The sequence below is a fragment of the Bradyrhizobium sp. 930_D9_N1_4 genome, from assembly GCF_052076015.1.
Taxonomy (GTDB): Bacteria; Pseudomonadota; Alphaproteobacteria; order Rhizobiales; family Xanthobacteraceae; genus Bradyrhizobium.
Genome location: NZ_CP197236.1, coordinates 3,662,464 through 3,686,883 on the forward strand (window position 1 = coordinate 3,662,464; position 24,420 = coordinate 3,686,883).

Below are 24,420 nucleotides of genomic sequence, written 5' to 3' on the forward strand. Positions count from 1 at the left end.
ATGGATAATCTTCAGGATCTCTTCCACGGCTTCACCATCGCGGTCACGGTGCCGCATCTGGCCCTGATGGTGGTCGGCGTGCTGCTCGGCATCCTCGTCGGCGTGCTGCCGGGGCTGGGCGCGCCGAACGGGGTATCACTGCTGCTGCCGCTGACCTTCGGCATGCAGCCGGTCTCGGCGATCATCCTGCTGTCCAGCATGTATTGGGGCGCGCTGTTTGGGGGATCGGTGACATCGATCCTGTTCAACATTCCGGGCGAGCCGTCGTCGGTCGCCACCACTTTCGACGGCTATCCCATGGCGCGCGACGGCCGGCCGACGACGGCGCTCGCCACCGCGTTCGGCTCGGCGGCGTTCGGCGCGCTGATCGGCGTCATCCTGATCACCTTCCTCGCCTCCTGGGTGGCGCAGGTCGCGCTCGCCTTCGGGCCGGCTGAATATTTTGCGGTCTATTTCCTGGCCTTCGCCAGCTTCGTCGGCATGGGTGGCGCGGCGCCGGTCAAGACCATCGTGGCGCTGGCGATCGGCTTTGCGGTCGCCGCGATCGGCATCGACACGGTGTCCGGCAGCGTTCGCCTCACCATGGGCGTGGACGAGCTGGTCAAGGGCGTGAACTTCGTCGTCGCGGTGATGGGCCTGTTCGGCATCGGTGAACTCCTGGTCGCGGTCGAGGAGGAGTTTCACGCCCGCGCGGTGTCCTCGAAGATCGAGTGGCGCGAGGTGTTCCGCGCGATCGGCCGCTTGCCGCGTCACAGTGTTGCCCTGCTGCGCAGCGCCGCGATCGGCTGCTGGATGGGGATCACGCCGGGTGGCCCGACCGCAGCGTCCTTCATGAGCTACGGCATCGCCCGCCGCTTCTCGCGCCGCGGCCGTTACTTCGGCACCGGCGAGGTCGAAGGCATCATCTCGCCGGAGACGGCCGACCATGCCGCCGGCACCAGCGCGCTGCTGCCGATGCTCTCGCTCGGCATTCCCGGCTCTGCGACCGCGGCCGTGATGATGGGCGGGCTGATGATCTGGGGCCTCAATCCCGGGCCGATGCTGTTCGTCGACCAGAAGGACTTTGTCTGGGGCCTGATCGCCTCGATGTATGTCGGCAACATCGTCGCCGTCGTGCTGGTGCTGCTGACCGTTCCGGTCTTCGCCGCCTTGATGCGAATTCCCTTCGTGATCATCGCGCCCCTGATCGTGATCATCTGCGTCGTCGGCGCCTATTCGGTGTCGAATTCCTATCTCGACGTCGTCATCATGCTCGGCTTCGGGGTCGTCGGCTATCTCTTCAAGAAGCTGTTCTATCCGCTGGCACCGCTCGTGCTCGCGATCGTCATCGGCGACAAGGCCGAGGATGCGTTCCGGCAGTCGATGCTGATCTCCAAGGGATCCCTGGGAATCTTCTTCGCGAACAAGCTGGTGACATGCCTGGTGCTGGGCGGGCTCGCGCTGCTCTTGCTGCCGCTCGTGCTGCAACTGGCGCGGTTGTTTCGCAAACCGCCCCCGTCCACCGATGAGACGACTGCTCAGGAGAAGGTGATCATATGACCGCAAAGCCGCTGATCGCGCTGGCGATGGGAGATCCGGCCGGCATCAGCCCCGAGCTGACCGCGAAGCTCGTGGTACAGGACGATATTCGCGCCTGCAGCCGGATCGTCGTGATCGGTGACCGCCGCATCTTCGACGAGGGCGCGCGCGTCGCCGGCATACAGCCGGACCTGAAGATGGTGGAGCGGGGCGCCGACCTTCGCGCGACGCCAGGCGATGTGCTGTTTGCCGATCTCCGCCACCTCGATCCCGGGGAGGTCGAACCGAAGACTGCGACCCTCGCGGGCGGAAAATTTGCGCTGGCAAACTACAAGCACGCGCTCGAACTCGGCCGCGACGGCCGTGTCGATGCCGTCTGCTTCACGCCGTTCAACAAGCAGGCGATGCGGCTGGCTCGCGCCGAATATGACGACGAGATCGCATTTTCTGCCGAAGTGGTTGGTCTCAAGACCCCGGCGAGCGAATTCAACGTGCTCGACCGGCTCTGGAATGCGCGCGTCACCTCGCACATTCCGCTCAGGGATGTCGCAGCGAAGCTATCCAGTGAGCGCATCCATCGCGCGCTCACGCTGACCGATGCCTGCATGCGCAACGCAGGTTTCGCCAGGCCGCGCATCGCGGTCGCAGGGCTCAATCCGCACGCCGGTGACGGCGGCAATTTCGGTCGCGAGGAGATCGATGTGATCGCCCCCGTGGTCGAGGCCGGCCGGCGGGAAGGAATCGCCGCCGAGGGGCCGTTTCCCGCCGACACCGTGTTCCTGCGCGCCAAGGGCGGCGCCTTCGATGCGGTGCTGACGATGTATCACGACCAGGGCCAGATCGCGATGAAGCTGATGGGCTTCGATCGCGGCGTGACCCTGCTCGGGGGTTTCCCGTTCCCGATCTGCACGCCCGCCCACGGCACCGCCTATGACATCGCAGGCCAAGGCATTGCGTCCATCGGTGCCAGCCGTGCTGCGCTGCTGCTCGCGGCGGAGATGGCGGCGCGGCGCGCTGCGTGAGGCGCCGACGCTACTTCGTGATCGGCGTCACCAGCTCCTTGTCGGCCGTATCGACGACGAACACGGCCAGCAGCTTCGCGGGCTCGGTGTCGCTGGCGTTGGCGCTGACGGCGTGGCGGTCGCCGGGCCGTTCGAAGAAGTTCTCTCCCTTGCGATAGACCTTGGCCGGTTCGTCATTGACCTGACTGCGGATCGCGCCCTCCAGGATGGTGGCATAGATGAATGCCGAGCGCGGGTGCATGTGGGCCGGCGAGGAGCCACCGGGATCGTACTCGACCAGCACGCCCTTCATGCTCTTGCCGGGGACATTGGGCAGCGCCTGGTCGAACACGACCGACACTTTGGCCAGTGGCGCCGGCTCGGCTGCATGGGCGATCAGGATTGACGCGGCATAAAACGTCGCTGTGATCAGCAATCTGCGCATGGGGATTTCCTCAGAGGTTCGCGAGCCATGTTGCGAGCGGGATTTTCCCGAGCCTGGCTTCGCCGAGCGGGTTCAGCGAGGCGTCGTCGATGGGGGCGCCGTAATAGGGCGCCTTGTTGTCTCCGACCACCGGCCGGGCGTCGCCGGATGCCTTCTGGCGGCGCGCGATGAATTCGTTGAAGGGGGCTTTCTCGGGCCCCGCAATATCGATCGTGCCGTTGAGCGGCTTGCCTGTCACGACTTCCGCGAGGCGATCAGCGACGTCCTCGGCCGCGATCGGCTGAAACTGTGCCGATGGGACGACGATCTTGCCTTCGCTCACGGCCGTCTCGGCAATGGCACCGAGGAATTCGAAGAACTGGGTGGCGCGCACGATCGAGTAGGGCACCGAGCCGGATTTGATGATGGTCTCCTGGGCGAGCTTGGCACGGAAATACGCATTGTCCGGCGACCGCTCGGTCCCCACGATCGACAGCGCCACGTGATGCTTCACACCCTCAGCTGCTTCCGTCGCGACGAGGTTCTTGCTCGAGCGCTGGAAGAAGTCGAGCACCGCGGCAGGCTCCCAGGACGGCGCGTTGGCGACGTCGACGACGACATCCGCGCCCGCGAGCGCCGCAGCGAGGCCTTCTCCGGTCACGGCATTCACGCCTGATTTCGGCGAAGCCGCCACGGCGTCGTGGCCCTGCTGCTTCAGCTTCGCCACGAGCTTGGATCCGATCAATCCGGTCCCGCCGATCACGACGATCTTCATGGCCTGTCTCCCTGGAATTCTCCGAGCGCGGGATGATTGAAGTCGGGTGGCGTCCCCGCGCTCTCGATGCGAGCTGGGTTTTACAGGAGCAATGAGGCAGGCTCTTGCCTGGAAGCGGCCTGCGTTGCCGGAAAATGCTCAAGACGTTGCGGCCACAATCGGTCAGGAGTACTTTCCTGTGTTCGATGGCACAGGGGACGACGGCAAGAGGCTTGGTCTTGCGCGCAGTCGCGGACTTCGACAACGTCCTGATCGTCATGAGCGAGCCAGTCCCCGAACACTATCGACATCTCCGAACGTTTGCCTTCGGCGATGGTCCCGCGCTCGCGGATGAGTTGCTCGAACTCGTCATCAAGGGCATCAAGACCGCAACGTGCAGCACGGAAGACGAGCCGAACACCTCGGCGCCGGGCGAACGCTGGGTGGTGCTCGACGGGCGCGGAGAACCACGCTGCGTCATCGAAAGCACCGAGGTGACCTATCGACGTTTTGGCGATGTCGAGGCCGACTTTGCGTTCGATGAAGGCGAGGGCGATCGGAGCCTGGCCTATTGGCGCAGCGCCCATCGCAGCTATTTCGGCCGGTTGGGACGATTCAGCGAGGATATGATGCTGATGTGCGAGCGCTTCCGCTTGGTCGAGGTCTTCAGCGATCGCCCGCAGAGCTGAGATTTGCGTCCGCGGCGAAGGTCTTGCCGGCAGAAAATCCCAATGTTATCAACCCCGTTGCTACTGTGCATGGGGTTGTTTTCGCAGTTTTTGTTTGGAGCCTCAGGCCCCGCAGACGATCACCCCGTACCAGCCAAGCCCGCGATAGGTCTCGTAGCCCGGCGTCGCATGGAACGCGACCATCGTGCCGGCGCGATCCTGATAGAAGCCGGAGCGCTGGCCGTTGAGCGAGAGCGAGATGCGTTCGCTCAGGATGCCCTGGCCGTCGGAGGACGCAATCACGCGAAAATTCGAGTCGACGAGCAGCACGCGGGCCTTGTCGCTGGCGCCGACGCGCACGCCTTGCACGATCGCGCGGGCTTGCGGCTCCCAGTCGAAATGGATGGCGAGCACGCCGATCGGCGCGCCGTTGGCCTGGCCGCCGGCGCGAACGCTGGCGCAATAGGTCGCGACCTGCGCATTGCCGAGCAGTTGCTGGTTCTCGACGTCGCCGGCGACATAGTCGTCGCCGGAGCGCAGGGTCTTCGCTTCGCGAAACCACTTTGTGTGGGCGACGTTCTGCCCGACCACGCGAAAACGATCCGCGCGGCCGTTGGCGATGACGTTGCCGTCGAGGTCGCACAGCCAGAGGTCGAGATAGACGGTGTAGGCACCGAGGATGACGGCGAGCCGCTCCGAGGCGTAGGTGACGGCAGCCGGAGCAGGCGAGGCGGCGCAATCGACGACGGCGGAATCGGTCGCCCACCAGCGCACGTCGCAGGTGCGCTCATAGAGGTTGCGGTCGATCAGTTCGACGGCGTTCAGCGACAAATCGACCATGCGCTCGCCGCGGGAACGCTGGCTCATGCGGTCGATCGAGGCGACGAGATCGCCGGTGCGCTTGGTCAGCTGGGATTCGAGCTCGCGCGCGATGGTCTCGACCTGTTGGCCGACGCCGCGCACCTCCTGCGCCACCACCGCGAAGCCCGCACCTTGCGCGCCCGCGCGCGAGCTCTCGATCAGCGCGTTCAGCGCCAGCATCTTCATCTGGTTGGTGATCTGCTGGATCGACTTGGTCTTGTCGACCGCGATCTGGTTGACCTCCGCGGTGAGGCGGTTGATCAGTGCGGAGATGTCGGAATCATCGTCGGCGGGTTCGGCGGCAATCGGCTTGGCTTTCAGACCCAGCGCAGCAGACATCGGGGACTTCCCTTGGCAATGTGGCCTGATCTGCAATGAACCCGGAACAATGCTTACAGATCGAATACGAGTCTTTTTCGAAGATTCCGCCTAACGCCTGCTTAATTTGCTGTTCCGCGGAATGCCCAAATGATAGTCAGTCCGCGCAGCAAAGCGGCAATCCACCGCTTTGTGCGGCGTGGACGTTGCAAATCCCCGGGCTTTCCCGGCCAATCCCCTGACGCCGTAATCGGGCGCCCGCGACATCGCCCTGATCCCGAGTCCCTGTAGCCAGATTCGATATGACACCGCCCGCCACCGCCTTGCCTGTCGAAGCACCCCAGGCGTTCCTGGGCGTCGCGCGCTCGCTCACCGACAAACTCTGGCGCGACCGGCTGGACGCGCGTGGGGCCGCCAGGGCGCTCGCCATCGTGCAGCGGCACCAATTGCCGGAGCTGCTGGCGCGGGTGCTGGCGGGCCGCGGCGTCGAGATCGACGCGGTCGCCGACTTCCTTGATCCGACCATCCGCAAGCTCATGCCGGATCCGTTCACGGTGACGGAAATGGAAGCGGCCGCGAAGCGGATCGCAGATGCGGCAGCGAGGGGCGAGACCGTTGCGATCTTCGGCGACTACGATGTCGACGGCGCGACCTCGTCGGCGCTGCTTGCCTGGCATCTGCGCCATTGCGGGCTCGATCCGCTGATCCATATTCCCGACCGCATTTTCGAAGGCTACGGCCCCAACGTCGAAGCCGTTCGCGGGCTGGCGGCCAAGGGCGCGACGCTGCTCGTCACCGTCGATTGCGGCACCACCAGCCTCGAGCCGCTGGCTGAAGCAAAGCGGCTCGGCATGTCCGTCGTCGTGATCGACCATCACCAGGCCGGCACGGAGCTGCCGGAGGTCGATGCGCTGGTCAATCCAAACCGGCTCGACGATCTCTCCGGCCTTGGCCATCTCGCCGCCGTCGGCCTCGTGCTGGTGACGCTGGTGGCGGTCAATCGCGAGCTGCGCCAGCGGGGCTTCTGGAGCAACGAAATGCCGGAGCCCGATCTGCTCGGCATGCTGCATCACGTCGCGCTCGGCACCGTCGCCGATGTCGCGCCGCTGATCGGGCTCAACCGCGCCTTCGTCGCCAAGGGGTTGATCGCGATGCGGCGGCGCGACCATGTCGGCCACACCGCGCTGATGGACGTGGCGCGGCTCAACGGCCCGCCGGAGGCCTGGCATCTCGGCTTCATGCTTGGGCCGCGCATCAATGCCGGGGGCCGCATCGGCCGCGCCGATCTCGGCGTGCGGCTACTGCTCGAAGGCGACAGTGTCGAGGCGGCGCGGATCGCCGCCGAACTCGACCGGCTCAACAGCGAGCGGCGGGTCATCGAGCAGGCGGCGGAAGCGCAGGCCGAAGCGGAGGCGCTGGCCTCGATCGGACTGGAAGACAAGATTGGCGTCATCGTCACGGCCTCCGAAGGCTGGCATCCCGGCGTGGTCGGCCTCGTCGCGTCCCGGCTGAAAGAGAAGTTCTCGCGGCCTGCCTTTGCCATTGCGCTGGAGCCCGGCGGCATCGGCACGGGCTCCGGCCGCTCGATCGCCGGCGTCGATCTTGGCAAGGCGGTGCGGCAGGCGGTGACTGACGGAATCTTGCTGAAGGGTGGCGGCCACGCCATGGCCGCGGGCGTGACGCTGAAAAAGGAAAAACTCGCCGAATTCCGCGCCTATCTCGAAAGCGCGCTGGCGCAGGACGTCGCCGAGGCACGCCATGTCAACGAGCTCTATATCGACGGCGCGGTCTCCGCGCGCGCGGTGACGACGGAGCTTGCGGCCACGCTCAATCGCGCAGGTCCGTTCGGCAGCGGCAATCCGGAAGCCGTGCTGGCATTGCCGGCCCATCAGCTCGTCTACGCCGACGAAGTCGGGCAGGCGCATCTGCGTCTGCGCTTCAAATCCGGCGACGGCGCGATCGTCAACGGCATCGCGTTCCGGTCGGTCGGCCAGAAGCTCGGCAATGCGCTGCTCGCCAACCGCGGCCAGCAATTGCATGTCGCGGGCTCATTGTCGGTCGACCGCTATCAGGGTGTCGAGCGGGTGCAGTTTCGCGTGATCGACGTGGCGGTACCGGATCAGGGGCCGTCCGTGATCAGATAACGCAAGATCTGACGAGATCATCGACAGACAATACGTCGCTCAAACAACAAAAAAGGGAGTGAACATGGCAGGGCAGGTTGAGGGCAAGGTCGCGCTGGTGACAGGCGGCGCATCAGGCATCGGCGAAGCCATCGTCGAGTTGTTCGCGCGCGAGGGCGCGACCGTCGTCATCACCGACATCGACGAGCTGCGTGGCCCCGAACTCGCCAAGCGCGTGACAAAGGCCGGCGGCAAGGCGATTTTTCTGGAGCAGGACGTCACCAGCGAGGAGCGCTGGATCGAGATCGTCGCTGATGTGGCAAAGCGCTGCGGCCGGCTCGATATCATGGTTTCCAACGCTGGCATCGGCATTGCCGTGCCCTCGATCGTCGACATGACGCTCTCTGACTGGCGCAAGCAAAACGCGATCAATCTCGACGGCGTGTTTCTCTCGGTGAAGCATTGTCTGCCGCTGATGCGCAAGACCGGCGGCGGCTCGATCGTCATGATGTCCTCGCTCGCGGGCTTGCGCGGCGCGCCGGGCCTGTCGGCCTATTCGCTGACCAAAGGCGGCGTGCGGCTGTTCGCCAAGTCGATCGCGATGGAGTGCGCGGCGGCCGGCGACGGCATCCGCGTCAACTCCGTGCACCCCGGCATCATCGACACGCCGATCTGGGGCAAGATCCCGACCGGCGCAACCGGCGCAGGCCAGAACGCGCCGATCGATCCCGAAGAGCGCGCCAGGGTCGCAACGCCGCTCGCCCGCGCCGGCCAAGCCGCAGAGATCGCCTCCGGCGTGCTGTATCTGGCCTCCGATGCCTCGCGCTACGTCACCGGCAGCGAACTCGTCATTGACGGCGGCATGAACGCCGGCGGGGTGCCGCGGCGGGCGTAGTCGACGCAGGGCAGGGTGGCGGGACGAGGGGCTGACGCTTGCGCGTCGCCCCTGTACAACGGCCGAAAGCCGATCAAACGAGGTTTCCCTGCCATGGCGCACAGCCTGTCCCACGCCGCTTCATCCGCGTCCGCAACCGCCTCGGTGGGCTCGAACCGGCCGGATCTCGCCACCGATGCCATCCGCACGGCGCGCGAGGACCTCGCCGCCTGCTTCCGGATGGCGGCGCGCAACGGCTTTGAGGAAGGCATCTGCAATCATTTCTCCGCCGTGGTGCCGGGCCATGACGATCTCTTCCTCGTCAACCCCTACGGCTTAGCCTTCCGCGAGATCACCGCCTCAAAGCTCTTGATTTGCGACTTCCACGGCAACGTGCTCGACGGCGAGGGCGTGCCCGAGGCGACCGCGTTCTACATCCACGCCGAAATGCACAGGCGCCTGCCGCGCGCCAAGGTCGCCTTCCACACCCACATGCCCTATGCCACGGCGCTGTCGATGACCGAGGGCGATCCGCTGATCTGGGCCGGCCAGACCGCGCTGAAGTTCTATGGCCGCACCGCTGTCGATCGCGACTATAACGGCCTCGCGCTCGACAACCGCGAAGGTGCGCGCATTGCCTCGGCCGTGGGCAACGCGGACATCGTCTTCATGAAGCATCACGGCGTGATGGTGCTGGCGCCGACCATCGCGGAAGCCTGGGACGATCTCTATTATCTCGAACGCGCTGCCGAAGTGCAGGTGCTGGCGATGTCGACGGGCCGCAAGGTGCTGCCGGTCGATCCCGCCATCGCCGTCGAAACCTACAGGCAGATGCGCGAGGGCGATTCCGAATCCGCGCGGCTGCATCTCGCCGCGGTCCGCCGTCAGCTCGATGCGGAAGAGCCGCAGTACCGGCACTGAGGTCGCCTATGATCCCTGCCGCAGCTTCGCCAGCACCTTCAGCCCGCCATAACCATCTGCCGGCGCGATCCCCGCACGCTGCTGGAAATCCTTCACCGCCTTCATGGTGTCGTTGCCGACGCGGCCGTCGGTACCGCCGGTGTCGAAACCGGCCTTGGTCAGCCGCGTCTGCATCTCCTGCACCTCGGCGAGCGTCAACGCGCGCTCGGAGCCGGGGAAGGGCTGGATGAAGGGTGGCCCGCCCAGGCAGCGGTCGCCGAGATGGCAGATTGCCAGCGCATAGTTCATCGAGGGATTGTAGCTCTTCACCGCGTTGAAATTCGGTCCGAGCAGAAACGTCGGCCCGCCCGCAACCGGCGACCAGAGCTGTGCGGAGGCGTTGGGCTGCGGGAACGGCTGGCCGTCGGCGCGGGTGACGCCCGCTGAAGTCCACGCCGCATAGGTCCGGCTGCCGCTCGCCCCTCCGGGCGCGCGGACCTCGTAGCCCCAGTGCTCGCCGCGGTGCCATTTGCCGCGATTGACGAGATATTTTGCCGTCGAGCCCAGCGCGTCATCGGGCTTGCCGAACGGCGAGACCTTGCCGTCGCCGTCATAGTCGATGCCCACATTGAGCCAGACCTCCGGCATCCATTGCGAATGGCCCATCGCGCCGGCCCAGGATCCCTGCATCTGCTCCGGCGTGCTCCAGCCCTTGTCGACGATCCGCAGCGCGTTGATCAACTCAGTCTCCCAATAGGCTTTCCGCCGTGGCTCGTTCCAGGCGAGCGCAGCGAGCGAGGGAAACACCGGCGTCATGTGGTTCTGCTGCACCAGCGGATCGCCATAGGCGGATTCGACTCCCCACAGCGCCAGCAGCGTGCCGCGCTCGACGCCGAAATCGCGCTCGACGCGCGCGAGCAGCGCCTCGTTGTTCTTCAGCGCGATCTTGCCGTTGATGATGCGCCAGTCCGAAACACGGCGGTTGATGTACTGCCAGACCTGCTCATGAAACTCGGGCTGGCTGCGCATCTGCTTGAACACGCTCATGTCGGGCTCGACCCGTCCCATCGCGCGCTGCCAGGTCGCGGCCGAGATTCCCTTCGCCATCGCGCGCGCGCGAAAGCTCTCGCGCCATTCGTCGAAGCCTGGAGGTGCGGCGAGCAGGCGTGTCGGTGATGCGATCAGTGCTGCTGCGCCAAGCGCGGATGTCAGCACGGTGCGGCGGGTGTGATGGGCCGAGGAATCAGCGTGTTTCATGACGCCATTCTAGCGGGAAACTTGGCCGCTGCGAGCAGGTTCCTGGAACGCGGGAACAAGGTCGTTTGCGCGGAACAAAGTGTCGCACTGAGGCATTCCTTCTGCACGACAATGAGGAGGACAAAATGAGGAAATATCTGTTTGCGGCCGCCATGGTCACCGCTATCGCGGCCCCTGCATTCGCCGATGAAGTCGGCGTTCATGTCGGCCCGGTCGGCGCCGGCGTGACGGTTGGCCAGTCCCACGAGTATCGTGAGCGGGACCGCGATCGCGACCGTACCACCGTGATCAGGGAGCGTGAGCCCACCAACCGCACCACGGTCATCAAGAAGGAAGATGAATACGGCAATCGCAGCAAGACCGTGATTCATCACGACAACGACTGACGGAGCAGGGTCCCGGCTGGTCCGGGGCCCGCCTTCCTTGAGCATTCGAGGTGGAATGAAGATACGCGCGCATGCGGAGAGCCATGTCGTTGAGCTCGATGACGGATCGCAATGGCAGATCTTTCCGGGGGATCTCGCGACGACGCTGAGCTGGAAGCCTGAAACCGATCTGAGCCTGGAGCCGAGTGGCGACCGGGTGAGTTCGCATGTGCTGGTGAACGCCGCAGACCAGAGCCGCGTGCGGGTCATCGCGGCCGGCGCGAGCTGGCCCGACGGCGAGGTTAAGAAAGCGTTGAAGGGCGGCTAGCTCGCGGCTACGACACGCCGGATATCCCCAATTTTAAGCCTGCCGCTTTACGGTCAGTTTGCTTCCGTCTGCGCAGGATGCGCGCATGCGAGAGATGTTCGACATCATTCGTGCCAACCCCTGGCCGTTCGGCGCAGGACTGTTCGTCGTGATCCTGATGATCCTTGCCGAGAACTTTGGCCGCGGCATTCAAGGTAGTGGCGACTCCGGCGGCGATTTCTCGGATGCCGGCGGGTGCGACGGTGGTGACGGAGGCGGCGGCGACTAAGCCTGATCGTCCTGCAATTCGGTTGCGACGTTGGCGAGCCAGCGGCGAATGCTCGCCTCGGCCTTGGCATCGAGGCCACCGGCAAGACGCTTCTCCAGCGCGATCACGCGCTCCCTGCACGCTTTCAGCAACTTCGTCCCCCGTGGCGTCAGCGCCCATTGCTGGATGCGGCCGTGGACAGGATGAGGCGTCATCTCAATCGCGCCATCGCGTTCGAGGTTGCGGATGATGACGCCGACTGTCTGCGGCGTGAGGAAGGTGAGACGGGCGACGTCGGCGCCCGACAGGCCCGGATAGGCATTCAGCATCGTCAGCACCGCGAATTGCGGTGAGGTCACGCCGAGATCGGCGAGCGTCCGTTCCATCGTCAGCCGGACCGCGGCATGGGCCTGGCGCAGGAGATAGCCGAGATAGCCTTGCTCGCCGCGCTTGCCTTCGCCGGGCGCGGGCACGCGAACGGCGCCGCTGTCGGCAGACGCCTTGCGCGAGGTTTTCGATGTTGTGATGCCAGCGGCCTTGCGTGTCATATGAGAGCTCTTATACAGTATAAGTGCTCTTACAATACAACGAGGTCGACGGCAAATGTCACACGCCCGCAGCGAATACGAGGATTTCAGGAAGCTCGCACCCGATGCGTACGAGCTGGTGCTGGCGCTGGGGCAGCTGGCGGCCAAGGCGGGTCTCGACAAGCAACTGCTCGAGCTGGTCAAGCTGCGGGCGTCGCAGATCAACGGCTGCGCCTTCTGCGTCCAGCACCATATCCTGTTGTCCGAACGTATCGGCGTGCCCGTGGACAAGCTCAACCTGGTCGTAGTCTGGCGCGAGGCGCCGATCTTTTCTGCGCGCGAGCGCGCCGCGCTGGCCTGGGCCGAGGCGCTGACCTTTCTGCCCGACGGCGTCAGCGAGGAGGTCTATGCGGAGGCGTCCGGCGAATTCTCCGAGACCGAGCTGATGTATCTGACGTCTGCGGTGGCCTCGATCAACGTCTGGAACCGGTTTGGCGCGGCCTATCGATGGACGCCGCCGAAGCGGCCGGTCGGCGAGACGGCCGCGGCGTCCTGATCGCAACGAAGGAAAGGAAGGGGAGGTTGTCATGACTGCAATGAGTTTGACCGCTGCGCAGCGCCCGATGCCATCGCGTTCAATGACGCTGGCAATTGTCGGCGGGCTCGCCTGCGCGCTTGCGATCGGCAAGGTGCTGCCGGTGACGATGGATACCGTATCGAATGTGCTGGCGCCGTTGTGCGCGACTGCGGCGGAAAGCTCGCCGCTCGACAAGGTCGAGCCGATCGGCTCTTACGCGCTGCCCAACGTGCCGGGCAAGCGCGTCACCATCGTGCGGGTGTTCTACGGTCCCGGCGGATTTTCGCGACCGCATCGGCATGCGGGCTCGGTGACGGCCTATATCACCAAGGGCGAGATCCGCTCCCAACTCGGCGGCGGTCCGGTCGAGACGTTCGGCGTCGGCCAGTCTTTCTTCGAACCGCCGGGTTCGACGCATCTGGTCTCCGCCAATGCCAGCATGACGGAGCCGGCGGAATTGATCGCGGTGTTCGTGGCGGATGAGGGCGCGCAATTGACGACGTTGCTGGAGTAGCTCGCACGCGTCGTCCGGATGCAGCGAACAACCGTCTAGGATCGCCTCAACCGCTTCCATGCGGGCGAGAAACCGTATTCGACTGCCGGAATCGCAATTGCGCCGACAAGCAGTCCAAGTATGCCGGAGATAGCCGCCTCGACCGACCATTCGACGATGCTAGCGACGGATGGCAGGAAGTGCGCGGCAGCCTCGGTTGCCACATGGACCGTGCGGGCGATGACGGGCGGGCCATATTTTTCGATGCCGTGCAGGATGATGCCGCCGCCGACCCAGATCATGGCCGCGGTGCCGACGGTGCTCAGCACCGTCAGGAAGGGGGGCATGCCGCGGACGAGCGCGCGTCCCAGCACGCGGATCGCGCCGGCAATGATCGAGGCGCCCTGATTGCGCGCGAGAGCCATGCCGACATCGTCCGCCTTCACGATCAGGGCCACCACGCCGTAGACCCCGACAGTGATGCCGAAGCCGACCAGCGCCAGCACCATCGCCTGGGTCCAGATGCTGCCCGGGGGGAGGGCTGCCAGCGTGATCGCCATGATCTCCGCCGACAGGATGAAATCTGTCTTGATGGCGCTCGCGATCTTTTCGTCCTCGACCGACCGGGCATTCAGCGCAATCGGCTGGACCTGAGCTTCGTGGTGGCCCGCATGATGCGGCATCACGGCTTCGAGCACCTTCTCGGCACCCTCGTAGCAGAGAAAGGCTCCGCCCAGCATGAGCAGCGGCGTGACCGCGGCGGGAAGGAAATAGCCAAGCAGCAGGGCCACTGGAAGCAGGATCAGCAATTTATTGCGCAGCGATCCGACCGCAATCTTGCCGACGATCGGCAATTCGCGCTTTGCGGCAAAACCGATCACGTAGTTCGGCGTGACAGCCGCGTCATCGATAACCACGCCAGCGGCCTTTGTTCCCGCTTTGGCAGCCTGGCCCGCCACATCGTCGAGCGAGGCTGCTGCCACCTTTGCAATCGCCGCGATATCGTCGAGGAGACCGATCAGCCCGACACTCATCAAGTTGATCCCTTCATCGCGCGAGCCGGCGGGGTGCGCCACGATGCGCGCTTGCGCCGTACAGACCCTGGAGCGAGCAAATCGTCAATTCTCCTCGCCGCCGGATCCCTCGCGGAGGTCCGGCTTGATCACGTCCTCCGGCAGCGCATGCGCGACCGGCTGCGGCGTGCTGGCGATCTCCGGGCCGACCTCACGGCCGCGGGCGCGGATCAGGCGTTCATAGGCCGAGACCAGCGTGACGTAGGGGCTGACCCAGATCCAGCCGTCGCGGGTGAACACCTGGACGTCGAAATGCAGGTGCATCGAGGTGCCGGCGGGATGGTCGAGATAGTTCGAGACCACGCCGATCTTCTCACCCTCGGTGACGATGCGGCCGTTGAGCACGCCGTCGGCGTTCATCGCCTGCGGGTTCATGTGCATGTAGCGGAAGCGGATGTGCTCGCTGCGGCTGTTCACCTCGAGGGTCGCGGCCTGGTCCTTGGTGGCGCGGATCACGATGGCGTCGCGCACGGCGACGACGGCGCGCTGCTTGGGATCGCAGGGCTCGCGGCCTTCGCCCGGCGGCGGGCATTCGGCGGCGCGGATGTCCTCGCCCTGGTGGCCGTAGCCGCCGGCGCATTGCCAGACCTCGAAGCTGCGGGACTCGCAGAAATTGTCGCGCCAGGGATACGAGGTCGGGCCGTCGTTCTTGTCACGCTTGCCGTAGGATTGCGAGCGGATGAACGCCGGCGCCTTGTCGAGTGGAAAGCGGATCTGCGCATACGCCATCACGTCGGGATGGCCGGCCTTGTTGCGGTAGCCCGTGTTCGGGATAATGTCACCGCTCGGCCGGTAAGTGAAATCGGGCGAACGGGCCGAAGGACGATCGATGATGTTCGAGGCCATGTCCGCGAGCGGCCGCATGCGCTGGCCGCCGGCGATGCGAAGCGCTTTCAGGAAACGCTCGGCAACCGGATAGGCTTCCTTGCAAGCGAGCCGCCGCGGTTTCGCGGCGCTGTCGAGGCACTGGACCGACACCACATAGACGACACCGAAGCGCGTGAAGGCGTAGCGGACATAGCCTTCGCGGATGAATTTGCGCAGGTCCGGATAAATTGCTGCGGTCGGCTTGACCGGCTCGCCCTTGCCGCCCGAGGGATCGGCGATGTCGTAGATCAGCGCCGAGCCCGTGATCTGTACCTCGACCGGCCGCGTGTAGACGCGGCTCGGCATGCCGTCACCGGCGCCGGGCTCGAACGAGAATGTCGCGCTGTAGCCGGCGGGGCCGGCATCGAACATGTCGACCGGGTTGAAATCGGCCTGATAGCGCGACAAGGCGAGGGTCGCAGGCGCGCCGCTGCGCTGCGCCTCGAGATAGGCGGCGGCGTCGAACGGCAGCAGCACGGGCACGGAACTGCGGACGATGCCGGTGAAGAATTGCGAGGAGACCGCGTTGAGCTGTACCAGCGCCGGCATCGCGCGCGGATCGTAGCGCGGCACTGAACGGCGGGGTGCAAAGATGAAATCGCCCGCGATCAGGGGGCGGCTATTGATCTCGGTACGGAGCTGGTCGAGCGCTGCGCGCCAATCGACGCGCAGGGCCGTCAGCGAAGGGCTGCGGATTTCATCCGCAGCGAGCGGAGTGGCAACGAGGAGCGAAAGCGACGCCAGAAGCAGCGAGACGAAGCGGAAACTCTTCCCAACCACTGTCTCGCCCCCCGGCGGCACCTGCTCTGATCCCTCGCTTGGTCCTTGACCTTAGTCCTTGGCGCGCTCGGAGTAGGAGCCGTCCTCGGTCATCACCACGATGCGCGTGCCGACGGCGATGTGCGGCGGCACGGTGGTGCGGATGCCGTTGGAGAGCACCGCCGGCTTGTAGGACGACGAGGCGGTCTGGCCCTTGGTCACCGGCTCGGTCTCGACCACTTCCAGCGTCACGCGCTGCGGAAGCGCGAGCGAGACCACGTTGACGTCGTGGGTCGACAGCTTGACGCTCATTTCCGGTTGAAGATAGGCGGCGGCGTCGCCGACGACGTCCTTGGAGACCTGAACCTGATCGTAGGTCTCCGGGTTCATGAAGTGGTAGCCGTCGCCATCGTCATACAGGAAGGTGAAGTTGCGCTCTTCGATCGTGGCCTTTTCGACCTGATCGGTGGTCTTGTAGCGCTCGGAGATCTTTACCCCGTCCGAGATTCGGCGCATTTCGATCTGGCTGACCGGGGTGCCCTTGCCGGGATGGATGTTCTCGGCGCTGACGACGACATAAAGCTTGCCGTCTTGCTCGATCACGTTGCCCTTGCGAATAGAACTGGCGATGACTCTCAAAGCTATATTTCCTGCTTGCTTGGCCCGGCTCCGGCCAGGACGTGGTCAAATCTCGGGGGGATTCGGGGTCTCAAATCGGACCTCGGCGCCCGTTTCGGGCCGCAACATACTGATTTTGCCGGGGGAAGCCAGCATTTTGCTGAGCCGATGGGTGGTGCGTTAATGGTTGGGGACAAGCCGCTGTCGCCGTTCTGGTCCCCCGGGCGCCACCTCGACCGGCGGCCGTTCCTTCAGGCCAGGGGGGCCATTACCGCGTCTCTCAGGGGCTTTTTCGCCGAGCAGGGGTTTGTCGAGGTCGAAACCTCCGTTCTCCAGGTCTCCCCTGGCAACGAGACCCATCTGCACGCCCCCCGGACCGAGATCGTGCGGCCTGACGGCAGTCGCGCCAGCCGCTACCTGCGGACTTCGCCCGAATTCGCCTGCAAGAAGCTGCTGGCGGCGGGCGAGGAGCGGATTTTCGAGTTCGCCCGGGTGTTCCGCGACCGCGAGCGCGGCGACCTGCATCTGCCCGAATTCACCATGCTGGAATGGTACCGGGCCGGCGCGCCCTATGACGCCATCATGGCCGACACCGTGGTCGTCATCGCCCGGGCGGCGCAGGCGACCGGGATCGGGACCTTCGCGTTCCGGGGCCGGACCGCCGACCCCTTTGCCGAGCCGGAGCTTCTGACGGTTGCGGGTGCCTTCGAGCGCTTGGCCGGGATCGACCTGCTGTCGACAATCACGGGGAACAGGGGTAACCGTGCCGCGCTCGCCGAGGCGGCCGCCGGCAAGGTTCGTGTGGCCGGGGACGACACCTGGTCGGACATCTTCAGCAAGGTCCTGGTCGAGCATGTCGAGCCGCATCTGGGGCAGGGGCGTTTGACCATCCTGTTCGAATACCCATCTCCGGAGGCGGCGCTGGCGCGGGTGAAGGCTGACGATCCACGGGTCGCCGAAAGGTTCGAGGTCTATGCCTGCGGCGTCGAGCTCGCCAACGGCTTTGGCGAGCTGACCGACGCCGGGGAGCAGCGCATGCGCTTCACGGAATCGATGGCGGAGAAGCAGCGCCGCTATGGCGAAGCCTATCCGCTGGACGAGGATTTTCTGGCCGCGGTCGCCGCCATGCCGGAGGCGAGCGGCGTGGCGCTCGGCTTCGACCGGCTGGTGATGCTGGCGAGCGGCGCAGCACGAATTGATCAGGTGGTGTGGACACCGCCTGCAAACGAAACGTTAAGTGAGACATGACGAAGACCAATCTTGCACGCACCCTGCGTGAGCCGGCTGAGCTCGTCGCTGCGGACCTTGCGCCCGTCACGGAGCTGCCCGCGCTCGAACGTGTCGCCGCGCGTTACGCGGTCGCGATTACCCCGGCGCTGGTCGAGCTGATCGACAACTCCGATCCCGACGATCCCATCGCGCGGCAATTCGTTCCGACCGCCGCGGAGCTGGAAATGCAGCCGGGCGAGAACGCCGACCCGATCGGCGATCATCCGCATTCGCCGGTTCCAGGAATCGTGCACCGCTATCCCGATCGCGTGCTGTTCAAGCTCGTTCACGTCTGCGCAGTCTATTGTCGCTTCTGCTTCCGCCGCGAGATGGTCGGTCCTGGCAAGGAGAACGCGCTGTCGGAGACCGCCTATCGTGCGGCGATCGATTACATCCGCGCGCATCACGAGATCTGGGAGGTGATCCTGACCGGCGGCGATCCCTTGATGCTGTCGCCGCGGCGGATGAGCGAGATCATGGCCGATCTCGCGGGAATCGATCACGTCAAGATCGTCCGTCTTCACACCCGCGTGCCCGTGGCGGATCCTGCGCGGATCAGCGACGAGATGGTCGCCGCGCTGAAAGTCGAGGGCGCGACCACCTGGGTCGCGGTGCATGCCAACCATGCCCGCGAGCTGACGGGGCCTGCGCGTGCCGCCTGCGCCAGGCTTGTCGATGCCGGGATTCCCCTGGTGAGCCAGTCCGTGCTTTTGCGCGGCGTCAATGACACCGTCGTGACCTTGTCGGATTTGATGAGAGCTTTCGTCGAATGCCGGATCAAGCCCTATTATCTGCATCACGGCGATCTCGCGCCCGGCACAGCGCATCTGCGTACGACGCTGGCTGAAGGGCAGGCACTGATGCGGCAGTTGCGCGGACGGGTGTCAGGGCTGTGTCAGCCGGACTATGTCATCGACATTCCCGGCGGCGCCGGCAAATCGCCGGTCGGCCCGAATTATGTGTTGGCGGCACAAAATACCGCACCCGACGCGCGTGAAGCGGACGCCGAAACGCGCTATCGTATCGTGGACTATTGCGGCGACGTTCATCTCTATCCGCCCGAGACATGAGCGGTGAGGCAGCGCCGGGTTTGAGGAACGGAGAAAAGACATGAAAAGGATCATGCTGGCAGCATCGCTCGTGGTCTTGCTTGGCGGCGCGGCGATGGCGCAGACAGGCAACAAGGGATCGACGTCAGGCGGCGCCACGTCGGGATCGGTGCCGCAGGCCCCCGTCGGTCATCGCCAGCCGCGCGCCAGCGACGTCCCGAGCGAGAAAAATCTGAGCGATCCGAACACGCCCGTGAACAAGGAAGACGCTCTGCTCGACAAGAAGATCAAGAGCATCTGCCGCGGCTGCTAGAGCATGATCCGGACCTGAAGGGCCGCGCCAGCGCAAAGTGTGAAGCGGTTTTCCCTCGCGACAAACGCGGGACGCGTTTGCGCGGAGATCATGCTCAATCAATAAGCCGCCAATGGCGGGCAGGGCGCGACAGCTCGCCCCGCCCGCGTTTGATTTCGCCTTATGCCGAGCGCTCGTGCAGCCCCGCGCGCTGGGTGTTGCGCCGGATCTCGACCGCGTCAGCGAGCTGTTCCAGCACGGTTGCCGTGGTCGCCCAGTCGATGCATCCGTCCGTGATGCTCTGGCCGTAGGTGAGCGGCTTGCCCGCCACGACGTCCTGGCGGCCCGCGACGAGGTTGCTCTCGATCATCACGCCCATGATGCGGCTCTCGCCACCGGCGATCTGGCCGGCGATGTCGGCCACCACCAGCGGCTGGTTCTCCGGCTTCTTGCTCGAATTGGCATGGCTCGCATCCACCATCACCAGCGGTGCGACGCTCGCTTTCGCCAGATCGTTGCAGGCCGCCGCGACGCTTTCCGCATCGTAGTTCGGCTTGCTGCCGCCGCGCAGGATGACGTGACAGTCCTCGTTGCCCGCGGTCGAGGCGATGGCAGAGCGGCCAAGCTTGGTCACCGCCATGAAGTGATGCGGATGCGAAGCCGACTTCACCGCGTCCGCAGCGATGCGGACATTGCCGTCGGTGCCGTTCTTGAAGCCGACCGGGCAGGACAGCCCCGAGGCCAGCTCGCGATGGATCTGGCTTTCGGTCGTGCGCGCGCCGATCGCGGCCCAGGACACGAGATCCGCGATGTATTGCGGCGTCGTCATGTCCAGAAACTCTGCGCCGGCGGGCAGGCCGAGATTGTTCACCGCCGACAGCACGTTGCGCGCCAACCGCAGGCCCTTGTTGATGTCGAAGCTATTGTCCAGATCGGGATCGTTGATCAGGCCCTTCCAGCCGACGGTGGTGCGCGGCTTCTCGAAATAGACCCGCATCACGATTTCAAGCTGGTCGGCGAGGTCTTCGCGCAAGCTCGCAAGCCGCTCGGCATAGTCGAGCGCGGCCTTGGGATCGTGGACCGAGCAGGGGCCGACCACGACCAGCAGGCGGTCGTCCTGGCCGTTGAGGATCGCATGGATGGCGTTGCGCGCCGCCATCACCACGCGCGTCGCGGTGAGCGTGCGCGGGACTTCCCGCATCACCTCTTCCGGCGTGCTCAGCTCTTTCAGTTCGCGGATACGAAGATCGTCGGTCGTGCTCAGCACGGCAGGCTCCTGTTTGTTTCAGAACCTGCCGGCAATAAAAAAGCCGCCAGGTCTGGCGGCTTGGTCGGACGTTTGCTTCAATATTCAGATTGAGCGCGATCCTCCTGCCGCCAGCGAGCTGTCGTAGCTAAAGTACCAATAAAAGCTGGTGGCGACGGTGATCATGGAAGGCCATATAGCGCGCCGTTGGCGGGTTGTCACCCCCCAAACGGCGCAGGACGTGACGAGGCGTCTCAACTGTTGCTATTGCGTGCCGCCAGCGCCATGCCGATCAGGGTGGCGCCGCCGAACAGCAGGTTGATGCCGACGAGGATGCCGATCGCCCATTCCGCCGAGCTCGGCAGTCCCGTGATCACCATGAAGGAGATCGCGATGTCGACGAGGCCCGAGATCAGTAGCCACGTCCAGCGGCCGGTCGGCTCGCGGCGGTGCTCCAGCGCATACATGATGGTCGCGACGCCCTCGGCGAGGAAATAGGCGCCGAGCACGATCGTCAGCGTCAGCACGGCCTGCATCGGCCGGGCCAGCAGCAGCATGCCGGCGAGCACGGCCAGCGCAGCCGAGATCAGCGACCACCAGAAGCCCGGCGTGCTCCGCGCCCAGTAGGTCACGATCAGCCCGCCGATGCCGCTGATCAGGAACATCCAGCCGAGAAAGATCGCGATCGCAAGGCTCGCGAGCGGCGGCAGGATCAGCGCGGCCAGGCCGAGAGCGGCGAGCAAAATGCCTTCGAACAGAAAGGCCTTCCAATGCGCCTTCACCGTCCGGCTCATCGCGGATTGCAGCCGTGAAAAATCCTCGGGCGATGGCATCGGGCAGGCTCCGGATCGAAAATGGTGTGCTCAATCTAGTGCGTGCACACCGCGCTTGCCATCCCGCGGGTCAGCTGCCGCCGTGCGCCGACGAAAAACCCTCGCCGCTGGTGCGAACGCGGTTGCGGCCGAGAACGTAGATCGCGATCGTGACGATCAGAAGCGCAAGGCCGAGCAGGATCGAGACGAAGCCGATCGGGATCAGGGCCAGCGTCAGATTGCGCTCGGGATTGATCAGCCAATGGTGGATCGAGGTCAGCACGAAGGCGAGGCCGAGGAAGCCGACGCCGCCGCCGGCGAGTAGCAGAGCCCACATCCGGCGAAGCTGGCTGAGCCGCTCGCGCGCGATATCGGTTCGCGGCGCGTGATGGCGCGCGACGCGGCGGACGAGGCGAATGGCGAAGGCGATCGAGGAGAAGCCGATCAGCAGGCTCGCGCCACCCAGCCACATCCGGATTGTGGGATCGAGGTCGGGCATGCGCTGAAGCGTCAGCAGCGGGAAGTCGAATGCCGCATGCAGCGCCAGCGGGCCTCCGAAGATCAGAAGGCGGCTGGAGAAGCGGGCCCAGTCGCGATTGTGACGGTTGGCGCCGAGCGCCGTGCCGGCGCGCGCGATGGTCAGGTAGGCGCCGGCGATGATGCCGAGCGCGCCGTGGAACGGCACCGTCAGCACGCTGCGCAAGGCGGCCAGCGAGCGCCACATCTCGGCGTGCTGCACGAGATAGGCGAGGTTCTCGTAGGCGGCGAAGCCGAGGCCGACGGCGGCGCCGTAGACCACGGTGTCCATCGGGTTGGAAAAGGTGCGCCGCTTGGTCGAGGAGATCAGCACGATGGCGATCACCTTGACCGCTTCCTCGGGCACGGCGACGCCGAAGATCGAATGCATGGCCAAGGCCGCCCAGGGATCGTCTGGGGCGGCGACCATCTTGGCGAAGGGCGCGCGGGCGAGGCCCAGAAGCGAAATGCTGGCGGCACCGAGCAGGAACGCGGTCCAGACCTGGGCCGGCGGTCCCGGGCGTTCCTCGGCGGCAATGACGAGCCACAGCATCAGCAGCGCTGGAGCGATGGCCGCAGTTCCGATGACGGTGGGTAACGCTTCAATCAGGTACATCGGCGCCGAAAATAGGTTCCCTTGATCCGCTTATCTACGTCCAGCGATGCGACCATGTGTCATGCGCCGGCTGTCCCTTCGCTTAACAAGCGCGACAGCCAGCATTCATCCGGGCCGTCACGCCTCAAACACGAGTGCAATCAACCGCATGACCGGGCCGCCTCGTCATCCATGGCAACGGTCGCGTGGCTGGCGCTGGAATCGCGATTGGCAAGTCAGATCAAGGCAATGTGCAGGTTTCTTCGATTCACGATGCACGTGCGCACGCAGCGAGTCCAGAGGCGGGATCAGCCTCGTCGGGACAACGCGTGGCCGGCGGAATCGGCCTAGTCACGCTTCGTTGTGCGCCCATGGGGCGGCGAGGCGATCCGGCGGGCCCGCAACTGCTCCAGCTCCCAGACGGCGCGTACGAGGCACGCGCCGAGGCAGAAGACGATGAGCAGCAGCAGGAAGGCCTGGTCGACGGCTGGGATGTGCATCATGACGTCGGTCAAGCAACGCGTGTGCCATGCGTTCCCGACTGGATCTGTGCTGGGCGCAGCCGCGGCTCACCGGAAGTGCTGGTTGCACGGGCTCGAATCGCCGGCCCGACGGCTCGCCCTCAATGGGTGGTGAACGGCGGCGGCGCGTTGGGCGCGATGTCGAAGGCGCCGAGATGGAATTCCTCGCCGACGGCCTCGGCCGGCTCGGCGTGGTGCGCAAGCAGCGTGAAGGCGGCCTGCGGGTATTGCTTCCAGATATCGAGATCGCCGGCCGTGATGGTCAGCCAGCCGAACGTGTACATGTAGCGACCAGGCTCGGTGACCCGGCCCACCCTGTCCCAGGTGATCTTGTCGACGGTGATCTTATCGACGGTGTTGACTGCCATCCGGTCCCCCGATCGCAAGTCCGCAAATGAGGTCCGGGACGAGGCCCAGACCCTCAAAAGCTGATCCCGCAATGGGGCCGCGATAGGGCAGCCGCGCGGAGGCAAGGCGGCCGCGGTACGGCCGCCGCCCCGCCGGCTTAGCGCGCCGTCGTGGCTGCCTGCGCCTCCGCTTCGGACGCCAGCTCGAGCTGGCGGTGCGAGGCGTGGAAGACGTCGTGGACGAGGCCGATCTTCTCCAGGCCCAGAATGATCAGGCCATTGAGATCGATCTCCCACCAGGCGTGCGAGATATAGGCGTCCCGCGGGAAGCGGTGATGGTTGTTGTGCAGACCCTCGCCGAAGGTGAGGATCGTGGTCACGAACTCATTGGTGGAGGCGTCGTCGACCTTGAAGCGGCGATAGCCATAGGCGTGGCAGATCGAGCCGGTGAACTGGCTGACGAAGATCAGCAGATAGGCGCGCAGCAGGCCGGAGAACAGCACGCAGCCGATCATGCTGTGCACGCCGCCGAAGGTGTAGCCGATCACGCCGGGAATGAAGACGGCCGACATCCCGTACCAGACCCAGCGCGTGCGCACGAAGAACATCGCGATGGGATCGGCGAGGATATCCTTGGCGTAGTATTCATTCTCGGTGGTCGCCTGATCGAAGACCCAGCTGCCCTGCGCGTGCAGGAAGCCTTTCAACGCGCTGACGTAGCGATTGCCGAAGCCGTCGAATTGCGGGCTGTGGGGATCGCCGACGTCATCGGCATAGAGGTGATGGCGGCGGTGGTTGGCGACCCACTTCGCGATCGAGCCCTGCACCGCCATCTGCGCGATGGCGGTGAAGAAGACGCGCATGATCGGGCCGGTCTTGAAGCTGCGATGGACGAACAGGCGGTGCATGCCGGCGCCGATGCCGAACGTGGTCAGCGCGAACATCCAGGCGAAGGTGAACAGCTCGACCTTGCCGAGGCCCTGGGTGATGGCCCAGATGATGCCGGCGGCAGCGCCGACATAGAGGATGCCGAGGAGGAGATAGCTCTCGCGCAGCTTGGCCTGAACGAGCGGGCCTTCAGTGACGACGCCGGGCGGAAGCTGCGGTTTGGCGGCGGCATTCCGGGTGGTCTCTGCCGGAGCGAACCCGGCATCAGCGATGGACATTCCAGGACTTCCAATACTTCGGGAGCCCGCAATGATTGCGGACGTGCTGGCGCAC

General features: G+C 65.3%; 28 protein-coding genes. 14 read left to right on the forward strand and 14 right to left on the reverse strand.

From position 1 onward, the window contains the following. Window positions 1-1,539, forward strand: a complete 1,539-nt coding sequence (locus tag AB7532_RS17165) for a tripartite tricarboxylate transporter permease (protein ID WP_441235950.1) — start codon at window positions 1-3, stop codon at window positions 1,537-1,539. Beyond that, the gene (locus tag AB7532_RS17170; RefSeq protein WP_441235951.1) at window positions 1,536-2,540 is read left to right on the forward strand and encodes a 4-hydroxythreonine-4-phosphate dehydrogenase PdxA; all 1,005 of its coding nucleotides are present in this window, start codon (window positions 1,536-1,538) and stop codon (window positions 2,538-2,540) included. Before AB7532_RS17165 ends, AB7532_RS17170 begins: the two co-directional genes overlap by 4 nt. Before the next feature lie 10 nt (window positions 2,541-2,550). Here the strand turns inward: AB7532_RS17170 and AB7532_RS17175 are convergent, their stop codons facing one another. Beyond that, complete coding sequence (locus AB7532_RS17175) at window positions 2,551-2,964, reverse strand: cupin domain-containing protein (RefSeq protein ID WP_441235952.1); 414 nt, start codon at window positions 2,962-2,964, stop codon at window positions 2,551-2,553. A gap of 10 nt (window positions 2,965-2,974) precedes the next feature. Then, window positions 2,975-3,718, reverse strand: coding sequence for an SDR family oxidoreductase (locus AB7532_RS17180; RefSeq protein ID WP_441235953.1), 744 nt, complete (start codon window positions 3,716-3,718; stop codon window positions 2,975-2,977). A gap of 218 nt (window positions 3,719-3,936) precedes the next feature. On the opposite strand from AB7532_RS17180, the gene AB7532_RS17185 reads away from it, so the two are divergent. Beyond that, a complete protein-coding gene (locus tag AB7532_RS17185; RefSeq protein ID WP_441235954.1) occupies window positions 3,937-4,386 on the forward strand; it encodes an ASCH domain-containing protein in 450 nt (149 codons plus the stop codon). Window positions 4,387-4,488: 102 nt separating this feature from the next. Here AB7532_RS17185 and AB7532_RS17190 read toward each other — a convergent pair whose 3' ends face one another. Beyond that, a complete protein-coding gene (locus AB7532_RS17190) occupies window positions 4,489-5,565 on the reverse strand; it encodes a methyl-accepting chemotaxis protein (protein ID WP_441235955.1) in 1,077 nt (358 codons plus the stop codon). Window positions 5,566-5,846: 281 nt separating this feature from the next. Here AB7532_RS17190 and recJ point away from each other — a divergent pair, with 281 nt between their 5' ends. The 3 genes from recJ to AB7532_RS17205 all read left to right on the forward strand — a co-directional run bounded on the left by recJ (window position 5,847) and on the right by AB7532_RS17205 (window position 9,462). Further along, window positions 5,847-7,688: a single-stranded-DNA-specific exonuclease RecJ gene (recJ, locus tag AB7532_RS17195; protein WP_441235956.1), complete on the forward strand. Its 1,842-nt coding sequence runs from the start codon at window positions 5,847-5,849 to the stop codon at window positions 7,686-7,688. Between the two features lie 64 nt (window positions 7,689-7,752). Beyond that, a complete protein-coding gene (locus AB7532_RS17200; protein WP_441235957.1) occupies window positions 7,753-8,562 on the forward strand; it encodes an SDR family NAD(P)-dependent oxidoreductase in 810 nt (269 codons plus the stop codon). Between the two features lie 93 nt (window positions 8,563-8,655). Next, window positions 8,656-9,462, forward strand: a complete 807-nt coding sequence (locus AB7532_RS17205; RefSeq protein WP_441235958.1) for an aldolase — start codon at window positions 8,656-8,658, stop codon at window positions 9,460-9,462. A 6-nt stretch (window positions 9,463-9,468) separates the two neighbouring features. Here the strand turns inward: AB7532_RS17205 and AB7532_RS17210 are convergent, their stop codons facing one another. Continuing rightward, window positions 9,469-10,698 (reverse strand): lytic murein transglycosylase, encoded by a 1,230-nt coding sequence (locus tag AB7532_RS17210; protein ID WP_441235959.1) that lies wholly within the window; start codon window positions 10,696-10,698, stop codon window positions 9,469-9,471. Window positions 10,699-10,823: 125 nt separating this feature from the next. Here AB7532_RS17210 and AB7532_RS17215 point away from each other — a divergent pair, with 125 nt between their 5' ends. From AB7532_RS17215 to AB7532_RS17225, 3 genes are all read left to right on the forward strand, one after another. Then, window positions 10,824-11,084 carry a hypothetical protein gene (locus AB7532_RS17215; protein WP_441235960.1) on the forward strand — a complete coding sequence of 87 codons (261 nt, stop codon included), beginning with the start codon at window positions 10,824-10,826 and terminating at the stop codon, window positions 11,082-11,084. 55 nt (window positions 11,085-11,139) lie between these two features. Further along, window positions 11,140-11,391 (forward strand): hypothetical protein, encoded by a 252-nt coding sequence (locus AB7532_RS17220; protein ID WP_441235961.1) that lies wholly within the window; start codon window positions 11,140-11,142, stop codon window positions 11,389-11,391. Window positions 11,392-11,476: 85 nt separating this feature from the next. Then, window positions 11,477-11,659, forward strand: coding sequence for a hypothetical protein (locus AB7532_RS17225; RefSeq protein ID WP_441235962.1), 183 nt, complete (start codon window positions 11,477-11,479; stop codon window positions 11,657-11,659). Here AB7532_RS17225 and AB7532_RS17230 read toward each other — a convergent pair. Further along, entirely contained in the window at window positions 11,656-12,186 is a 531-nt protein-coding gene (locus AB7532_RS17230) for a MarR family winged helix-turn-helix transcriptional regulator (protein ID WP_441235963.1), read from the reverse strand. The two genes, AB7532_RS17225 and AB7532_RS17230, sit on opposite strands and share 4 nt — an antisense overlap. A 55-nt stretch (window positions 12,187-12,241) precedes the next feature. Here AB7532_RS17230 and AB7532_RS17235 point away from each other — a divergent pair, with 55 nt between their 5' ends. Together AB7532_RS17235 and AB7532_RS17240 are read left to right on the forward strand one after the other, a co-directional pair. Continuing rightward, window positions 12,242-12,721 (forward strand): carboxymuconolactone decarboxylase family protein, encoded by a 480-nt coding sequence (locus tag AB7532_RS17235; RefSeq protein WP_441235964.1) that lies wholly within the window; start codon window positions 12,242-12,244, stop codon window positions 12,719-12,721. 31 nt (window positions 12,722-12,752) lie between these two features. Further along, on the forward strand, window positions 12,753-13,256 hold the full coding sequence (locus AB7532_RS17240) for a cupin domain-containing protein (RefSeq protein ID WP_441235965.1): 504 nt from the start codon (window positions 12,753-12,755) through the stop codon (window positions 13,254-13,256). Between the two features lie 35 nt (window positions 13,257-13,291). Here the strand turns inward: AB7532_RS17240 and AB7532_RS17245 are convergent, their stop codons facing one another. From AB7532_RS17245 to efp, 3 genes are all read right to left on the reverse strand, one after another. Further along, window positions 13,292-14,269, reverse strand: a complete 978-nt coding sequence (locus AB7532_RS17245; RefSeq protein WP_441235966.1) for a DUF808 domain-containing protein — start codon at window positions 14,267-14,269, stop codon at window positions 13,292-13,294. 84 nt (window positions 14,270-14,353) lie between these two features. After that, on the reverse strand, window positions 14,354-15,976 hold the full coding sequence (locus AB7532_RS17250; protein WP_441235967.1) for a M23 family peptidase: 1,623 nt from the start codon (window positions 15,974-15,976) through the stop codon (window positions 14,354-14,356). A 30-nt stretch (window positions 15,977-16,006) separates the two neighbouring features. After that, window positions 16,007-16,573 carry an elongation factor P gene (gene efp / locus AB7532_RS17255; RefSeq protein WP_441235968.1) on the reverse strand — a complete coding sequence of 189 codons (567 nt, stop codon included), beginning with the start codon at window positions 16,571-16,573 and terminating at the stop codon, window positions 16,007-16,009. Between the two features lie 162 nt (window positions 16,574-16,735). On the opposite strand from efp, the gene epmA reads away from it, so the two are divergent. The 3 genes from epmA to AB7532_RS17270 are packed head-to-tail and all read left to right on the forward strand — an operon-like array spanning window position 16,736 to window position 19,183. Next, the gene (gene epmA / locus AB7532_RS17260; RefSeq protein ID WP_441235969.1) at window positions 16,736-17,800 is read left to right on the forward strand and encodes an EF-P lysine aminoacylase EpmA; all 1,065 of its coding nucleotides are present in this window, start codon (window positions 16,736-16,738) and stop codon (window positions 17,798-17,800) included. Beyond that, the gene (locus tag AB7532_RS17265) at window positions 17,797-18,891 is read left to right on the forward strand and encodes a lysine-2,3-aminomutase-like protein (RefSeq protein ID WP_441235970.1); all 1,095 of its coding nucleotides are present in this window, start codon (window positions 17,797-17,799) and stop codon (window positions 18,889-18,891) included. The genes epmA and AB7532_RS17265 overlap by 4 nt, the downstream gene beginning before the upstream one ends. Window positions 18,892-18,931: 40 nt before the next feature. Then, window positions 18,932-19,183: a hypothetical protein gene (locus AB7532_RS17270; protein ID WP_441235971.1), complete on the forward strand. Its 252-nt coding sequence runs from the start codon at window positions 18,932-18,934 to the stop codon at window positions 19,181-19,183. Window positions 19,184-19,343: 160 nt separating this feature from the next. Here the strand turns inward: AB7532_RS17270 and AB7532_RS17275 are convergent, their stop codons facing one another. The 6 genes from AB7532_RS17275 to AB7532_RS17300 form a co-directional block, all read right to left on the reverse strand. Further along, complete coding sequence (locus AB7532_RS17275) at window positions 19,344-20,429, reverse strand: 3-deoxy-7-phosphoheptulonate synthase (protein WP_441235972.1); 1,086 nt, start codon at window positions 20,427-20,429, stop codon at window positions 19,344-19,346. A gap of 233 nt (window positions 20,430-20,662) precedes the next feature. Then, window positions 20,663-21,241 carry an HdeD family acid-resistance protein gene (locus AB7532_RS17280; RefSeq protein ID WP_441235973.1) on the reverse strand — a complete coding sequence of 193 codons (579 nt, stop codon included), beginning with the start codon at window positions 21,239-21,241 and terminating at the stop codon, window positions 20,663-20,665. Window positions 21,242-21,311: 70 nt separating this feature from the next. Beyond that, window positions 21,312-22,352: a PrsW family glutamic-type intramembrane protease gene (locus tag AB7532_RS17285; protein ID WP_441235974.1), complete on the reverse strand. Its 1,041-nt coding sequence runs from the start codon at window positions 22,350-22,352 to the stop codon at window positions 21,312-21,314. Window positions 22,353-22,678: 326 nt separating this feature from the next. Then, window positions 22,679-22,834 (reverse strand): hypothetical protein, encoded by a 156-nt coding sequence (locus AB7532_RS17290; protein ID WP_441235975.1) that lies wholly within the window; start codon window positions 22,832-22,834, stop codon window positions 22,679-22,681. A 119-nt stretch (window positions 22,835-22,953) separates the two neighbouring features. Next, window positions 22,954-23,220 carry a hypothetical protein gene (locus AB7532_RS17295; RefSeq protein WP_441235976.1) on the reverse strand — a complete coding sequence of 89 codons (267 nt, stop codon included), beginning with the start codon at window positions 23,218-23,220 and terminating at the stop codon, window positions 22,954-22,956. A gap of 137 nt (window positions 23,221-23,357) precedes the next feature. Continuing rightward, a complete protein-coding gene (locus AB7532_RS17300; RefSeq protein WP_441235977.1) occupies window positions 23,358-24,365 on the reverse strand; it encodes an acyl-CoA desaturase in 1,008 nt (335 codons plus the stop codon). Between the last annotated feature and the right edge of the window lie 55 nt (window positions 24,366-24,420).

What these genes read in the sequence shown, in the direction of transcription:
- AB7532_RS17165 (WP_441235950.1), top strand. Translation starts at nt 1, where the DNA reads ATGGATAATCTTCAGGATCTCTTCCACGGCTTCACCATCGCGGTCACG.
- AB7532_RS17170 (WP_441235951.1), top strand. Translation starts at nt 1,536, where the DNA reads ATGACCGCAAAGCCGCTGATCGCGCTGGCGATGGGAGATCCGGCCGGC.
- AB7532_RS17175 (WP_441235952.1), bottom strand. Translation starts at nt 2,964, where the DNA reads ATGCGCAGATTGCTGATCACAGCGACGTTTTATGCCGCGTCAATCCTG.
- AB7532_RS17180 (WP_441235953.1), bottom strand. Translation starts at nt 3,718, where the DNA reads ATGAAGATCGTCGTGATCGGCGGGACCGGATTGATCGGATCCAAGCTC.
- AB7532_RS17190 (WP_441235955.1), bottom strand. Translation starts at nt 5,565, where the DNA reads ATGTCTGCTGCGCTGGGTCTGAAAGCCAAGCCGATTGCCGCCGAACCC.
- recJ (WP_441235956.1), top strand. Translation starts at nt 5,847, where the DNA reads ATGACACCGCCCGCCACCGCCTTGCCTGTCGAAGCACCCCAGGCGTTC.
- AB7532_RS17200 (WP_441235957.1), top strand. Translation starts at nt 7,753, where the DNA reads ATGGCAGGGCAGGTTGAGGGCAAGGTCGCGCTGGTGACAGGCGGCGCA.
- AB7532_RS17205 (WP_441235958.1), top strand. Translation starts at nt 8,656, where the DNA reads ATGGCGCACAGCCTGTCCCACGCCGCTTCATCCGCGTCCGCAACCGCC.
- AB7532_RS17210 (WP_441235959.1), bottom strand. Translation starts at nt 10,698, where the DNA reads ATGAAACACGCTGATTCCTCGGCCCATCACACCCGCCGCACCGTGCTG.
- AB7532_RS17215 (WP_441235960.1), top strand. Translation starts at nt 10,824, where the DNA reads ATGAGGAAATATCTGTTTGCGGCCGCCATGGTCACCGCTATCGCGGCC.
- AB7532_RS17220 (WP_441235961.1), top strand. Translation starts at nt 11,140, where the DNA reads ATGAAGATACGCGCGCATGCGGAGAGCCATGTCGTTGAGCTCGATGAC.
- AB7532_RS17225 (WP_441235962.1), top strand. Translation starts at nt 11,477, where the DNA reads ATGCGAGAGATGTTCGACATCATTCGTGCCAACCCCTGGCCGTTCGGC.
- AB7532_RS17230 (WP_441235963.1), bottom strand. Translation starts at nt 12,186, where the DNA reads ATGACACGCAAGGCCGCTGGCATCACAACATCGAAAACCTCGCGCAAG.
- AB7532_RS17235 (WP_441235964.1), top strand. Translation starts at nt 12,242, where the DNA reads ATGTCACACGCCCGCAGCGAATACGAGGATTTCAGGAAGCTCGCACCC.
- AB7532_RS17240 (WP_441235965.1), top strand. Translation starts at nt 12,753, where the DNA reads ATGACTGCAATGAGTTTGACCGCTGCGCAGCGCCCGATGCCATCGCGT.
- AB7532_RS17245 (WP_441235966.1), bottom strand. Translation starts at nt 14,269, where the DNA reads ATGAGTGTCGGGCTGATCGGTCTCCTCGACGATATCGCGGCGATTGCA.
- epmA (WP_441235969.1), top strand. Translation starts at nt 16,736, where the DNA reads ATGGTTGGGGACAAGCCGCTGTCGCCGTTCTGGTCCCCCGGGCGCCAC.
- AB7532_RS17265 (WP_441235970.1), top strand. Translation starts at nt 17,797, where the DNA reads ATGACGAAGACCAATCTTGCACGCACCCTGCGTGAGCCGGCTGAGCTC.
- AB7532_RS17270 (WP_441235971.1), top strand. Translation starts at nt 18,932, where the DNA reads ATGAAAAGGATCATGCTGGCAGCATCGCTCGTGGTCTTGCTTGGCGGC.
- AB7532_RS17280 (WP_441235973.1), bottom strand. Translation starts at nt 21,241, where the DNA reads ATGCCATCGCCCGAGGATTTTTCACGGCTGCAATCCGCGATGAGCCGG.
- AB7532_RS17285 (WP_441235974.1), bottom strand. Translation starts at nt 22,352, where the DNA reads ATGTACCTGATTGAAGCGTTACCCACCGTCATCGGAACTGCGGCCATC.
- AB7532_RS17290 (WP_441235975.1), bottom strand. Translation starts at nt 22,834, where the DNA reads ATGATGCACATCCCAGCCGTCGACCAGGCCTTCCTGCTGCTGCTCATC.
- AB7532_RS17295 (WP_441235976.1), bottom strand. Translation starts at nt 23,220, where the DNA reads ATGGCAGTCAACACCGTCGATAAGATCACCGTCGACAAGATCACCTGG.
- AB7532_RS17300 (WP_441235977.1), bottom strand. Translation starts at nt 24,365, where the DNA reads ATGTCCATCGCTGATGCCGGGTTCGCTCCGGCAGAGACCACCCGGAAT.